We start from the raw sequence: 14,512 nt of genomic DNA on the forward strand, positions 1-14,512 counted from the left end.
TAAAGAGGTAAGTGCTTTTGGTTAAGGGCATAACACAGAATTTTTATTAATCTGTCGGCTTTTTCATATTTGGTTGGCTTTTTATGTGAATTTTTTGTTAAGATATAGGCTCTTTTAACATAAAGACAAAAAAAGAGGTGAATCATGGGGACTTTCGGTTATGCAATGATGACGGTTGCGCTTTCTCTTAGCGTGATTCTTGTTTTAGCGTTTTCCATTTTCTAATGAAAAACACATCAAAAAGAAACCGCACTTCGTTTTAAAGTGCGGTTTCTTTTTAGAACCTTTCTTCTGTTTCTCCTGCCAATCCATCACGAATTTTATGTTCAAAAAAGGCATAGTCCACTAAAAAGGCATCATGACCATAGTCTGAGCTGAATTCGTAATAGTTTAAATTCACGCCATTTTCTTCCAATAGCTGTTTGCTTTTACGTAATTCCGGCAATTTGAACAGTTGATCGTTATCCACTGAGACTAGCGTGTAGCGTGCTTGAATGCGAGAAAGAGCGGTTTTTAAGTCAGCATAACCGAGGCTTGGATCGTATAAATCCAAGGCGCGTAACAAATGCAGGTAGCTATTGGCATCGAAGCGCGCAAGAAATTTCTGTCCTTGGTAGCTCAAATAAGATTCCACTTGGAAATAGTCACCCTGCAAATTGCCTTCTGCTTTGGTCGCGCGTCCGAAAGCTTTGGTCAGCTGAATATCCGTACGATAGGTGAGCATGCCAAGCATACGCGCTAACGCTAATCCTTTATCCGGTTTTGCGCCGTCGTAATAATCGCCGTTATTGAAGTTTGGGTCACTGATAACCGCTTGACGCATAACGTGATTAAATCCGATGGCTTCTGCACTGAAAGACAGAGAAGAGCATAAATTCACTACGTTGGAAACAAAATCAGGGTAATCAATCGCCCATTGATTGGCTTGCATGCCGCCAAAAGAGCCGCCAATGATGGCGTGTAAATGTGGAATCGCCAGCGAGTCTAATAAGGCTTTTTGTACTTTCACAATGTCTTGTACGACGACGGTAGGAAATTGGCTACCATACTGGCGACCGGTTTGCGGATTCATTGAAGAAGGGCCGGTTGTGCCTTTACAACCACCAAGCACATTGGAACAAATAAAGAAATAGCGCGAAGTGTCTAATGCCAATCCGTCACCCATGAAGTTTTGCCACCAACCTTGTTGGTTTGCCTCTTGATCAAAATAAGGTTCAGCATCCCCGGTAAGGGCATGGCAAATTAACACGGCATTGCTTTTATCCGCATTCAATACACCGTAAGTTTGATAGGCAACGTCGATGTGTTCCAGTTGACCGCCTAACGTAAGCTGTAAAGGTTGATGGGTAAAAACGGTGGTCTTTTTTATTGTCATTGCAAAATCCGGTGCAATTTCTCTTGTTATCAGTAAAGGTGAGTAACGTTACATCCTGCGACTATCCCTTGTCAAGAAATTTTAGACGTCTAAACATCTGGAAGTTTTTAAGGCTATAAATAACGAAATTACACTTGAATTCCAGGCTTTTTTTCATTATGTTGAATACCAATTTTTTCTGATAAAACAGCTAATGAAATTGAATTTAAAAGAAAAGTTACAAACATATTTCACACTAACGCAGATGAAACGGCTTTCCCGTTACATGGCGTTATTTATGGCTTTTTTTGCGATTTTATTGGTGATTGTTGATCAGGCCATTGGATACTATGTGCGTAATGACATTTACTACGACATCGAAAAAGTGCCAAATCGTCCTTATGGGTTGGTGCTTGGCACGTCAAAATATTTCTCGGATAACACTCTGAATCTCTTTTATTACAATCGATTATTGACTGCGCAACGTTTGTTTGAAAAAAGAAAGGTGGATTATTTGTTGTTAAGTGGTGATAACCGTACGTTGCAATACAATGAACCGCGCACCATGTTAAAAGATTTGAAAAAAATGGGCGTGCCGCAAGAGTTTATTTATTTGGATTTCGCCGGTTTTCGCACGTTGGATTCCGTAGTTCGTGCCGATCAGGTGTTTAAAGCACATTCTCTTACAATCATTTCACAAAAATTCCACTGTGAACGAGCCTTGTTTATTGCGAAATTCCACAATATTGATGCCATTTGTTTTGTTGCCGATTATCCGCAAGGTTATACAAAAGTGCGAGTGCGAGAATTTTTTGCCCGCTTGCAGGCTGTGTGGGATTTATTAATGGAAAGGGAACCGCACTTTTTAGGGGCGCCGGAACCTTTGCCCCCACCGGTGACGATTCCCGATGTGACGGATGCTAGCAGTGGTACTTAATCACTTTACGGCTTAAAGGTGTGCTATTTACTGTCGTTTTATGTTTTTTTGAAATAGCATCAAAGGCCAAATTCAATAGAGATTGCGATACTTTATCGTAATCTTGTACGCTACAAATCACCGGATTCTCCAATAACTCCAACATTTCAAAATGACCAAAGGTTGCAATCGTTAAGTGATGAGGCACATGGCCAAAACGTTGTAATAATACCAACATCACGCCTTCTAATAGCGTAAATGAAGTGGTAAAAATGGTTGTTGGCAAATTTCCTTTTTCTGATAACCATTGTGCAAATGTGTTTGCCGCATTGTTTTTATGAAATTGATCCGTATATAAATAATCAACTTTTACCGTTTTATCTTTCAGTGCTTTGCGAAAACCCAACTCACGTTCTTTGCTAGTGGGTAATTCGGGTAATGCACCAAAAAATAACACTTGCTGTTGATTCGGTAGTTTGAGAAATTCCTCTGCTAAGCGGCATGCATCGCCTTCATCATCGGTCAAGACATTTACCACATTGGGTGATTGAATACGGCGATCAAACCCAATAACAGGTACATCGGCATTTTGATAAAAATCTGTGTCATAAGGCAGAGCAGAAGAGACAAGCAACGCATCAACTTGACGTTGTAATAAATGTTTTACGCAGTCTTGTTCATTTTCAATGTGATCATTGGAGCAAGAAATTAAGAGTTGATATCCTTTTTCCCGCAAACGATTTTCTAACTTGTTGGCGATTTTTGCGTAGCTGATATTTTCAAAATCAGGAATAATCAAACCAATAGTTTTACTTCTGCCCACGCGCAAGCTTGCCGCCATGGCATTGGGTTTGAAATCATATTGCTTAATCAGCGCCTGCACTTTTGCTATCGTGCTATCGCTTACGCGATATTGTTTAGCTTTTCCATTCACAACGTAGCTCACCGTTGTGCAAGAAACGCCCGCTAACTTGGCGATTTCATCTAATTTCACATTAACTCCTTATAAATGTCAGAAATAGATCGTAGATTAATTAAATTGCACAAATTTTGCATGTAACTACGCAAATTATATCACCTCATTTTATTAAAAATGGAATGCATGTCACAAAATTGTTTATATGTTCAAAATATATTGGGATTGGTTGGAAATAATCTTATTAAATTGTTAAGTGGGATTTGCTTTGCTCTTGCGTATTTAAAAAATTAAATAAAAAGTGCGGTCAAAATTTACAACGAATTTTGACCGCACTTGATGTTTATATAGCGGCTATAAATAGCCCTTTTCTCCACGTGGTAAGCTCACTAAACCGGAGCGGACGATTTCGATGACAACGGCTTCTTCTTTTAGTGTACTCACGAAGGCATCCAGTTTGTCTTTGGTGCCGGTGAGTTGGATGATGTAAGATTTCGTGGTGACGTCCACAATTTGTGCACGGAAAATATCCGTCAAACGTTTCAGTTCTTCTCTCGCCGCGCCTTGTGCTCGGACTTTAATTAACATCACTTCACGCTCAACGTGTTCACAGTCGCTTAAATTAATCACTTTGAACACATCCACTAATTTGTGCAATTGCTTTTCAATTTGCTCTAGCACTTGTTCATCACCGTAGGTTTCGATAGTCATACGGGATAACGTCGGATCGTCTGTGGGGGCCACGGTAAGGCTCTCGATATTGAAAGCGCGTTGTGAGAATAAGGCGACGACGCGGGATAACGCACCTGATTCATTTTCAAGTAATACTGATAAAATTCTACGCATTATGCATTCTCCGGTTTAGTCAAAATCATTTCATTCATGGCGCCGCCACGCACTTGCATTGGGTAAACGTGTTCGTTGGCATCAACGTTGACATCAACAAAGACCAGTTTATTTTTTATACTGAACGCTTGTTTGAGTTTTTCTTCCAGTTCTTCCGGTTTGGCGATTTGAATACCCACATGATCGTAGGCTTCCGCTAATTTCACGAAATCCGGCAATGAGTTCATGTAAGTTTGCGAATGGCGACCGGAGTAAATCAAATCCTGCCATTGTTTCACCATGCCGAGGAAGTGATTGTTCAAACAAATGACAACCACAGGAATATCATACTGTTTGGCGGTAGAAAGCTCTTGAATGTTCATTTGAATACTCCCATCACCGGTAATACAAACTACCGTCGCTTTCGGATCGGAAAGTTTTACGCCAAGTGCAGCAGGCAAACCAAAGCCCATAGTGCCAAGCCCACCGGAGTTGATCCAACGCCGTGGTTGGTCGAACGGGTAGTGTAAGGCGGCGAACATTTGGTGTTGTCCTACATCAGATGCCACATAGGCATCACCCTTGGTGAGGCGATAAATCGTTTCAAGCACTTGTTGTGGTTTTATCACACCACTGTGACGATCGAAATCTAAGCATTTCTCTGCTTTCCATTGTTCGATTTCTTTCCACCAATCGGTTAAATCAGATTGGGACTTCGCAAGGTTTTCATCTTCCAATAACGATAAAAATTCGTCTAATACGCTTTCTGCACTGCCTACAATCGGAATTGCCACCGGTACGGTTTTGGAAATGGAGGTGGGATCCACATCCACATGAATTACTTTGGCATGCGGGCAATATTTCGCGAGATTATTGGTGGTGCGATCGTCAAAGCGAACGCCGATACCTAAAATCAAGTCACTGTTATGCATAGCGGTGTTGGCTTCATAAGTACCGTGCATACCAAGCATACCAAGGAATTGTTTATCCGTGCCAGGGAAAGCACCTAAGCCCATAAGAGATGAGGTAACCGGCAAATTCAACTGTTTAGCAAAGCGTGTTAAGGCATCGTGGCAGTTGCCCGAAATGACACCACCACCCACGAAAAGCACCGGTTTTTTTGCCACCAATAAGGCTTTTAATGCTTTTTTGATTTGCCCTTTGTGACCTTGCACCGTTGGGCTGTAAGAACGCAAAGTGACTTCTTCCGGATAAGTGTAGGCGAATTTGTTTAATGGATTAACGACATCTTTTGGTAAGTCAATCACCACAGGACCGGGACGACCGGTAGAGGCAATATAAAAGGCTTTCTTAATAATGGTCGGAATGTCTTCCGGATTTTTAACTAAAAAACTGTGTTTCACGACCGGACGGGAAATCCCCACCATGTCGCATTCTTGGAAAGCATCACTACCAATTAATCCTGATGGTACTTGTCCGGAAAGTACCACTAACGGAATAGAATCCGCATATGCGGTAGCAATGCCGGTAATGGCATTGGTGGCACCAGGGCCGGAGGTAACTAAAACACAGCCTACTTTACCGGTGGCTCGTGCGTAACCATCAGCCATGTGTACTGCGGCTTGTTCGTGGCGTACTAAAATATGTTCAATACCGCCGAGGGTATGAATGGCATCATAAATGTCTAAAACTGCACCGCCAGGATAACCAAATAAAAATTCAACACCTTGATCACGCAAGGATTGAACGACCATTTCTGCTCCCGATAATTTTTTCATTTTCACCTCTTAATATGTTGTCTTAAAAACACTGTTTTTTTTGACCGCACTTTTACATGGGCAACGTAAATGTGGGTACTTTGTAGGGGATGGAATTATTTGTAATGGAAAGCAGCTGAGTTGTCTATTTAAAATTTGATGGAAATATGAAATTTTTCTGGATTTATCAGTATAAAATTCTTTTAAAGTTTTAATTTTGGTATTTTATAAAATTATTTTTGTTTTAATTATAAAAAATGCGACTTTATGCCGCATTTTATAAATTTAACAAAATTATATTTTTTATTTTGGTTTTGTGCGCTAGATCACAATTTAGCGTTTTTTAAAGATAAACACGAGTAAGGCAAGTACAGCACCTGTGGTGATAAAACCAAGTAGGCCGGAATAGGTAAAGCCAACGACGATATAACCTGCGATAGTCGCGATTGCCACGGTAAGTGCATAAGGCAACTGTGAGGTGACGTGATCCATGTGATCACATTTTGCCCCAGTGGAAGACAAAATGGTCGTATCGGATACCGGTGAGCAGTGGTCACCGCAAACCGCTCCTGCCATAACGGCGGATAAGCAAGGCAACATAAATTCTACAGAGCCCGGCATTGCATGAGAAGCAATCGCAGCAGCGATTGGCAACATAATACCGAATGTTCCCCAGCTGGTGCCGGTGGAGAATGCCATGACGGATGCCAAAATAAATAAAAGTGCAGGTAATAAAGCAAGTGGCAATGTATCGGAAACTAAAGACGCTAAATAAGCACCGGTTTTCACATCGCTTACCACATTATTAATTGTCCATGCGAAGAATAAAATGAGAATTGCACCGGACATGGATTTAATCCCTACGCCCCATGCTTTGATATATTCGGAGGCATTCACCAAACGATCGGCAAAAATACAAAGTGAAGCAACTAATACCGCACTTAAACCACCGGTCACTAATGACACACCAACGGTGGTATTTTCAAATGCACCTAAGATAGAGAAAGGTTTGCCATCGGCGGCTAAGGCTTCGTTACCCGTATACATCATGGCGGAAACGGTCACGATAATTAAGGTTAAAATCGGTAATACAAGATTACGTACATGACCTTTGACGTCAGAGAGTTGTTCTTCTTCTGTATTTTCAGCTTCTAACGCTAGCTTCTCATGTTGTGCCATCGAGCCAATATCAAAAGAGAAATAGGCAACAAAGAACACCATTAAAATGGAGAAAATGGCATAAAAGTTCATGGCACTCATCGCCATAAATGCGCCGATTGGGGTATAGCCGGTGAGTGAGTAGGTTGCAAATAAACCTGCGATTAACGTAATAATGTATGCTCCCCAGCTGGACACCGGCATAAGCACACACATCGGCGCAGCAGTAGAGTCGAGAATATAAGCTAATTTAGCGCGAGATACTTTGAATTTATCGGTAATTGGGCGAGCAATTGCACCGACGGCTAAGCTGTGGAAATAGTCATCAATAAAGGTAATGAAAACTAGTGCTGCGGCAACTAATTTTGCACCACGACGATCTTTAATGTGTTTTTGCGCCCATTCGGCAAATGCACGGTTACTGCCGGACATGCTTAAAAGTGCGGTCAAAACACCAAGCAATAATAAGAAAAGCAGAATGTTAATGTTGTTGCTATTCAAACCGTCTTCTGTAATGAAAAGGGAAGAAATATTATTTTTTAAATACACTAAGGTATTCAGCGGTTCAAAGTTCGCCAACATGGCGGCACCGACCAGAATCCCGACACTTAAAGAAAGGATAACTTTACGCGTAACAATCGCTAATAGCAACGCAAGTAAAGGAGGAAGTATTGACCAAATTGACGATGAGTAATCGATGAGTTCCATATGTTGTTCTACCTAAAATTAAGGGAGAACCACTGACTTTAAATATTTAGAATAATCAGAAATGATTTAAAACGGTAGGCATATCAAGACCTAACCTAACCAGTAGCGCTCCATAGTTGTTATTGACTATGACAGTGACGGTTCTTTCGAAGACGCCACCAACCAGTTAAAACGACTTTTAACTGATTTCGGCAAACGTTCCTTTCCATTTTCTTCATCGTTATCCACTCTGAAAATATACTTATAACGTTTGCACCTCTACGTATGTATAGGACACCACAAGACTACAATAAAAAAAGAGAGATGCCAATAAGGAAAATGAAATTTTACGTCATAAATAAATTCGATGAATTCTGTTTACCTAGAATATTTATTTGTTTATGATAGTTAAGGATTTTATATTAATAATGAATATCGGAGGTAAATTTAATGGCTGAAGTGTTAAAAGTTTTAACAAATATTCGTAGTTTACGTGTACTTGCCCGAAACGAATCGTTGGAATTATTAGAAAGTATTTTAGAAAAGTTACAATTGGTTATTTCTGAAAAAAGAGAAGAACTTTTGAAAATTCAACAAGAGGAAAAAGAGCGTCAAGAACGCATCGCTAAATATAAAGATTTATTGAAACAAGAAGGTATTACCGTCGATGAATTAGCTGAGATTTTAGGTGCGGAAGTTCCTCGTAAGAAGCGAGAAGCACGCCCTGCAAAGTATCAGTATGTTGATGAAAATGGCGTGACAAAAACTTGGACAGGTCAAGGTCGTACGCCAAAAGCAATTCAAACAAAATTAGATAAAGGTCAATCTTTATCCGATTTTGAAATTTAATACTATTTTTAATTATCGAGAGAAGCCCATTTTTATGGGTTTCTTTTTTATTAAGAGGATAATATGGTTGAAAATAAAATATTATTGACGGATTGTCCCGATGATAAAGGACTTATTTCTAAGATCACAAATATTTGTTATAAGCATCAATTAAATATTGTGCACAATAATGAATTTGTTGATTTTGAAACTAAACATTTTTTCATGCGTACGGAACTGCAAGGGATTTTTAATGAAGAAACCTTGTTGGCCGATTTGGCACTGAGTTTACCTGAAGGGACCAATTGCCGTCTCATCAGTACAAAACGTAAACGAATTGTGATTTTAGTCACGAAAGAAGCGCATTGTTTAGGCGATATTTTAATGAAAAATTACTATGGTGGTCTTGATGTGAAGATTGCTGCAGTGATTGGAAATCATGATTCATTGCGTACGTTGGCAGAGCGTTTTGATGTACCGTTTTTCTGCATTAGTCATCAAGATTTAACCCGTGAAGAACACGATCAGTTGCTCGCTGAAAAAATTGACGAATTTGCACCGGATTACATTGTGCTTGCAAAATATATGCGCGTGCTAAATCCAAAATTTGTGGCTCGTTATCCTAATCGAGTTATTAATATTCACCACTCATTCTTACCGGCATTTATTGGTGCGAAACCTTATCAACAGGCTTATGAACGCGGCGTGAAAATTATTGGTGCAACAGCGCATTTTATTAATAATGAGTTGGATCAAGGACCGATTATTATGCAGAATGTGATCAATATTGACCATACTTATAGCGCGGAAGCCATGATGAAAGCCGGTCGTGATGTAGAAAAAACAGTATTGAGCCGAGCTTTAGATTTGGCATTGCACGATCGTATTTTCGTTTATAAAAATAAAACGATCGTTTTATAGACCGCACTTTAATTGCTACAATAAGCACCCTTCTGATTTAAGCCACCTTTCCGCCAAAAATCGAGGAAAGGTGGATTTTTTATTAATGATGATTTAAGGCTTGAAAAGTAAAGCTTAAGCCTTCATATACAACGACATTACAAAATATAAGACAGGTTATGGGCAAGAAAAAACGCTCAGCGAGTTCTACTCGCTGGTTAAACGAACATTTTAAAGATCCTTTTGTACAAAAAGCGCATAAACAAAAACTGCGTTCCCGTGCATATTTCAAACTTGATGAAATCCAGCAAACAGACCGTTTATTTAAACCGGGTATGACAGTGGTCGATCTTGGTGCCGCTCCGGGTGGTTGGTCGCAGTATGTCGTCAGCCAAATTGGTCGGAATGGACGCGTTATCGCATGCGATATTTTGGAGATGGATCCCATTGTAGGGGTTGATTTCCTACAAGGGGATTTCCGTGATGAAAATGTCCTGAGTACTTTGCTAGAACGCGTTGGTGAAGAAAAAGTCGATGTGGTGATGTCGGATATGGCGCCTAATTTCAGTGGAATGCCATCAGTGGATATTCCACGTGCAATGTATTTGGTCGAGCTTGCATTGGATATGTGCAAACAGGTGTTGGCAAACAAAGGCAGTTTTGTTGTAAAAGTTTTTCAGGGTGAAGGTTTTGATGAATACTTAAAAGAGATTCGTTCTCTCTTTAGTGTAGTAAAAGTTCGGAAACCTGAGGCCTCTCGAGATCGCTCTCGGGAAGTTTATATCGTTGCAAGTGGCTATAAGTTTTAATGGGTTAAGTAACAAAGAAAGACAATCAATTTGATAACTTTAACTTTCGAAACAAATATAGTAACCTTGCAACATTTTATTAACTTTATAAGTATGGGGTAATGCCTTGAACGATATGGTAAAAAATTTAATTCTTTGGGTTGTTGTTGCTGTTGTCATGATGACGGCATATCAAAGTTTTAATTCGACTTCTACCGGCAGTGTAACGGACTATACAACTTTTATTACTGATGTTGAAAATAGTCAGGTGCGTCAGGCTAAGTTTGAAGACAATGAAATTTTAGTTACCAAAGCAGACGGTTCTAGATATACAACAGTCATTCCTTTAGAAGATAAAAACTTACTGAATGATTTATTAAATAAAAAAGTCAAAGTAGAAGGCACACCTCCGGAAAGAAGAGGCTTATTATCTCAAATCTTGATTGCTTGGTTCCCGATGTTGTTATTAATCGGCGTCTGGGTTTTCTTCATGCGTCAAATGCAAGGCGGTGGCGGTAAAGCCATGAGCTTTGGCAAAAGCCGCGCGCGTATGATGACACAAGAGCAAATCAAAACCACTTTTGCTGATGTAGCCGGTTGTGATGAAGCAAAAGAAGAAGTGGCTGAAATCGTTGACTTCTTACGTGAACCGAAAAAATTCCAAAATTTAGGCGGTAAAATTCCAAAAGGGATTTTAATGGTGGGGCCTCCAGGTACCGGTAAAACGTTATTAGCAAAAGCAATTGCCGGTGAAGCTAAAGTACCTTTCTTCACGATTTCCGGTTCTGATTTCGTTGAAATGTTTGTGGGGGTCGGGGCTTCTCGTGTGCGGGATATGTTTGAACAAGCGAAGAAAAATGCGCCTTGTTTGATTTTTATCGATGAAATCGATGCCGTTGGTCGCCAACGTGGTGCTGGGCTTGGTGGTGGTCATGATGAACGCGAGCAAACCTTAAACCAAATGTTGGTTGAAATGGATGGATTTGAAGGCAATGAAGGCGTTATCGTGATTGCTGCAACTAACCGTCCGGATGTTTTAGACCCAGCGTTAACCCGCCCGGGACGTTTCGACCGTCAAGTTGTGGTTGGATTGCCTGATGTGAAAGGTCGTGAGCAAATTCTTAAAGTTCACATGCGAAAAGTGCCTGTTGGGCCGGATGTTGATGCAATGACCCTTGCGCGTGGTACGCCAGGTTATTCCGGTGCGGATTTGGCAAACTTGGTGAATGAAGCGGCGTTATTTGCTGCACGCACCAATAAACGTATCGTTACGATGGTTGAGTTTGAAAAAGCCAAAGACAAAATCAACATGGGACCTGAACGTCGTACCATGATCATGACCGATAAGCAAAAAGAGTCCACTGCATATCATGAAGCGGGTCATGCCATTGTCGGTTATTTGGTGCCGGAACACGATCCAGTGCATAAAGTGACAATCATTCCGCGCGGACGTGCTTTAGGTGTAACCTTCTTCTTACCGGAAGGCGACCAAGTGAGCATTAGTCAAAAACAATTGGAAAGTAAACTTTCTACGTTGTATGCAGGGCGTTTAGCAGAAGACTTGATTTACGGCGAAGAAAATATTTCGACAGGTGCTTCTAACGACATTAAAGTGGCAACTAATATTGCTCGTAACATGGTGACTCAATGGGGTTTCTCCGATAAACTTGGCCCGATTCTTTATACTGAAGATGACGGGGAAGTGTTCTTGGGGCGTTCCATGGCGAAAGCAAAACACATGTCTGATGAAACTGCGCATGTGATCGATGAGGAAGTGCGTGCGATTGTGAGTCGTAACTATGAGCGCGCGAGACAAATTCTAATCGACAACATGGATATTTTACACGCCATGAAAGATGCATTAGTAAAATATGAAACCATTGAAGAAGAGCAAATTAAACAGTTGATGAATCGCCAACCGGTCACACCACCTGCTGGCTGGGAAGAACCGAGAGGTGCTAATCGCGCTGAGCCTCAACAGCCAAAAGCTGAAGATCCTAAAGCAGCAGAGACTCAACAGGCTGAAAGTGCGGTAGAAAAAAACGACGATTCTGCCTCCTCTGATAACTAAACAAAAAAGCCTTTTCGGTTCGCCGCAAAGGCTTTATTATTGCAACCCGCTTCTTTAAGCGGGTTTATTTTTGGGAGTCAAAATGGAACATCATATCGAAGATTTAATCCATATTTTTAATCAATGTTTTGAACAAGAATACAACACCAAATTAGTCAAAGGGGGCGATGAGCCATTGTATATCCCGGCAAATGAGGATTGCCCTTACAATGCCATTTATTTTGCGCGTGGTTTTTACAGCAGTGGATTACATGAAATCGCCCACTGGCTGGTTGCCGGTAAAGAACGCCGTAAATTAGAAGATTTTGGCTATTGGTATGAACCTGATGGACGTAGTGAAGAGCAACAACGTTTATTTGAAAAAGTGGAAGTCAAACCGCAAGCATTAGAATGGATTTTGGCAACCGCTGCCGGTTTTCGTTATTTTGCCAGCGCTGATAATCTCAATGGGCAACCTGGTGATACTCAACCGTTTAAACAGGCGGTCTATGAACAAGTGAAGGTCTATGCGGAAAAAGGCTTACCGAAACGGGCTGAAACTTTACGACAAGCGTTAGCTAAGTTTTACGGCACAGAAGATGGTATTGATCTAACGAAGTTTGATGTGACAAGAATTTAGTTTATAACGTAAAAGTGCGGTCATAAAATCTAGCGAATTTTGTGACCGCACTTGATGTTTATTGTCGTGCTAATCGCAGGTTTTGTGGCAACGCTTCAAAGTTTGAGCGGTACGGGTTGATATCTAATCCACCTCGACGAGTGTAGCGCGCATATACCGTCAGCTTTTCCGGTTTTGCATATTGCATGAGGTCACAGAAAATACGCTCAACGCATTGCTCGTGGAATTCGTTATGTTGACGGAAAGAAATAATGTAGCGCAATAACTGCTCATGATTAATTTGTTTACCCACATAATGAATCTGCAAGCTCCCCCAATCCGGTTGTTGGGTAATAAGGCAGTTGGACTTGAGCAAATGACTCACCAGCATCTCTTCAACCATATTATCCCCAGTACAATTTTTTAGTAATTCAGCGTTAAACGCATAATCCTGAATTTCAATATCTAACTCATCAATACATTCGCCTGATAGGGCAACAATAGGCTGTGCCGTATAGTCTGCCAGCGAATTTAATTGCACCTTGACTTCGCCTTTGGCGCAATCTTGTAAATCCTGTTGCAAAATGTGCTGTACTTCGGACGGATCAGCAAATTTTGTTTGGTTAAAACTGTTTAAATAGAGTTTAAAACTTTTCGATTCGATTAAATTTTCACTGCGAAAATCAATTTGTACATCGGCGATAGCTACTTGTGGCACACCTTTAGGATTGAGCCATGAAATTTCATACGCCGTCCAAATATCGGCACCGATGGAAAAGGGCTGCGTTTGTGTAATGCCCAACGTGTCGCGATTGAGATGGCGTGGGACAGGTTGTAATAAAGTGCGGTCATATTTTTCCGCATATTGAGTTTGCTGACCGAGTTTTAAGGCGTTCAGGCTGGGATCTTGATAATGCATAGTTTTCCTTATTGCCAATGCCATGAGAGATTTGAAACGAGGCGGCAATGATCACATTTAAAATAGAGGAAGTCAAAAAGCGGTTGGCTTAATGTCCAGTTTCGTTTACACAACGGGCAGCAAGATTGCAATTCTGCCTCGCGGCTTTCCCCCCCGATGCGATACAAATAATAGTAAGTTGGAATGCCGCTGTGACGCGCAATTTCCTGTGCTAGATGATAGCCGTGTTTAAACAGTGTACTTTGTGTGTCAGTAATTTGTGCCAAGGCGGATTCTTCTAACACAGAACCATTCATTTGCAACTGATCGCACGCCTGCCAATTTTCCTGCCATTTGATCAAATCCATTGCTAAGTGCGGTATGTTTTTTAGTTGTTTATACAATGGAATCGGCTGTAAAGTATCACCGCTTTGTAGTGGCGAGCAAGATTGCAAATAGGTGGTGTAGAGCAGCTGCCAAGAAGGTGGTTCTGTCGCCGTGATTTCTGAATTGAGATCTTCTGCCACAATCTGAAAACTCTCAAAAAATACACCGCACTTTTCTGCTGCCAGCATGGCTTCATCCACCGAGGAATTATTAAATTCCGCTAAAAGGGAGGTTTGTTCCGGGCAGGTAACGCGTACGGCTAGCCCTGTCTGATTTTCCTGTTCAGCGACAAACTGGGGAATTTCACGTCCGATAATTTGCCCATTGTAGCGCCATTGCTCAATAATTTGATTTACGCAATGACTTTGTTTTTGCAAGGGAAATTGGTCACTTTGTAGAGAGAAAAAGGCTTCGATTAGATACATAGACGGTAACGTTAAAGTTGAAAGGGCGAATTCTACACTAAAT

At 40.9% G+C, this 14,512-nt stretch carries 13 protein-coding genes and 1 riboswitch; of the genes, 6 read left to right on the forward strand and 7 right to left on the reverse strand.

The window, feature by feature from the left end; all coding sequences use genetic code 11:
* Nucleotides 1–277: 277 nt before the first annotated feature.
* Nucleotides 278–1,375 (reverse strand): homoserine O-acetyltransferase MetX, encoded by a 1,098-nt coding sequence (gene metX / locus AC30SH_RS04075; RefSeq protein WP_489582159.1) that lies wholly within the window; start codon nucleotides 1,373–1,375, stop codon nucleotides 278–280.
* Between the two features lie 193 nt (nucleotides 1,376–1,568).
* Here metX and AC30SH_RS04080 point away from each other — a divergent pair, with 193 nt between their 5' ends.
* A complete protein-coding gene (locus AC30SH_RS04080; RefSeq protein ID WP_308666023.1) occupies nucleotides 1,569–2,291 on the forward strand; it encodes a SanA/YdcF family protein in 723 nt (240 codons plus the stop codon).
* On the opposite strand, the gene cra is transcribed toward AC30SH_RS04080, so the two are convergent.
* The 4 genes from cra to AC30SH_RS04100 form a co-directional block, all read right to left on the reverse strand.
* Nucleotides 2,275–3,264 (reverse strand): catabolite repressor/activator, encoded by a 990-nt coding sequence (gene cra, locus AC30SH_RS04085; protein WP_489582160.1) that lies wholly within the window; start codon nucleotides 3,262–3,264, stop codon nucleotides 2,275–2,277. The two genes, AC30SH_RS04080 and cra, sit on opposite strands and share 17 nt — an antisense overlap.
* Before the next feature lie 276 nt (nucleotides 3,265–3,540).
* Entirely contained in the window at nucleotides 3,541–4,032 is a 492-nt protein-coding gene (gene ilvN / locus AC30SH_RS04090) for an acetolactate synthase small subunit (RefSeq protein ID WP_109432460.1), read from the reverse strand.
* Complete coding sequence (locus tag AC30SH_RS04095) at nucleotides 4,032–5,750, reverse strand: acetolactate synthase 3 large subunit (RefSeq protein WP_489582161.1); 1,719 nt, start codon at nucleotides 5,748–5,750, stop codon at nucleotides 4,032–4,034. The genes ilvN and AC30SH_RS04095 overlap by 1 nt, the downstream gene beginning before the upstream one ends.
* Nucleotides 5,751–6,062: 312 nt before the next feature.
* A complete protein-coding gene (locus AC30SH_RS04100; RefSeq protein ID WP_489582162.1) occupies nucleotides 6,063–7,595 on the reverse strand; it encodes a Na+/H+ antiporter NhaC family protein in 1,533 nt (510 codons plus the stop codon).
* A gap of 95 nt (nucleotides 7,596–7,690) precedes the next feature.
* Nucleotides 7,691–7,864: riboswitch (Lysine riboswitch) on the reverse strand.
* A gap of 160 nt (nucleotides 7,865–8,024) precedes the next feature.
* On the opposite strand from AC30SH_RS04100, the gene AC30SH_RS04105 reads away from it, so the two are divergent.
* The 5 genes from AC30SH_RS04105 (at nucleotide 8,025) to AC30SH_RS04125 (ending at nucleotide 12,780) form a co-directional block, all read left to right on the forward strand.
* Nucleotides 8,025–8,423, forward strand: coding sequence for an H-NS family histone-like protein (locus AC30SH_RS04105; protein WP_048750438.1), 399 nt, complete (start codon nucleotides 8,025–8,027; stop codon nucleotides 8,421–8,423).
* 63 nt (nucleotides 8,424–8,486) lie between these two features.
* Entirely contained in the window at nucleotides 8,487–9,323 is an 837-nt protein-coding gene (purU, locus tag AC30SH_RS04110; protein ID WP_314885656.1) for a formyltetrahydrofolate deformylase, read from the forward strand.
* 158 nt (nucleotides 9,324–9,481) lie between these two features.
* Nucleotides 9,482–10,111, forward strand: coding sequence for a 23S rRNA (uridine(2552)-2'-O)-methyltransferase RlmE (gene rlmE / locus AC30SH_RS04115; RefSeq protein ID WP_006718370.1), 630 nt, complete (start codon nucleotides 9,482–9,484; stop codon nucleotides 10,109–10,111).
* A gap of 115 nt (nucleotides 10,112–10,226) precedes the next feature.
* Nucleotides 10,227–12,161, forward strand: a complete 1,935-nt coding sequence (ftsH, locus tag AC30SH_RS04120; RefSeq protein WP_212510749.1) for an ATP-dependent zinc metalloprotease FtsH — start codon at nucleotides 10,227–10,229, stop codon at nucleotides 12,159–12,161.
* A gap of 82 nt (nucleotides 12,162–12,243) precedes the next feature.
* Nucleotides 12,244–12,780 (forward strand): elongation factor P hydroxylase, encoded by a 537-nt coding sequence (locus AC30SH_RS04125; protein WP_212509658.1) that lies wholly within the window; start codon nucleotides 12,244–12,246, stop codon nucleotides 12,778–12,780.
* A 58-nt stretch (nucleotides 12,781–12,838) separates the two neighbouring features.
* Here AC30SH_RS04125 and queF read toward each other — a convergent pair whose 3' ends face one another.
* Together queF and AC30SH_RS04135 are read right to left on the reverse strand one after the other, a co-directional pair.
* Entirely contained in the window at nucleotides 12,839–13,678 is an 840-nt protein-coding gene (gene queF / locus AC30SH_RS04130; RefSeq protein WP_314885657.1) for an NADPH-dependent 7-cyano-7-deazaguanine reductase QueF, read from the reverse strand.
* 8 nt (nucleotides 13,679–13,686) lie between these two features.
* Complete coding sequence (locus AC30SH_RS04135; protein ID WP_314885658.1) at nucleotides 13,687–14,469, reverse strand: Zn-ribbon-containing protein; 783 nt, start codon at nucleotides 14,467–14,469, stop codon at nucleotides 13,687–13,689.
* Nucleotides 14,470–14,512 lie beyond the last annotated feature (43 nt).

It is taken from the genome of Aggregatibacter sp. HK296, from assembly GCF_980469475.1.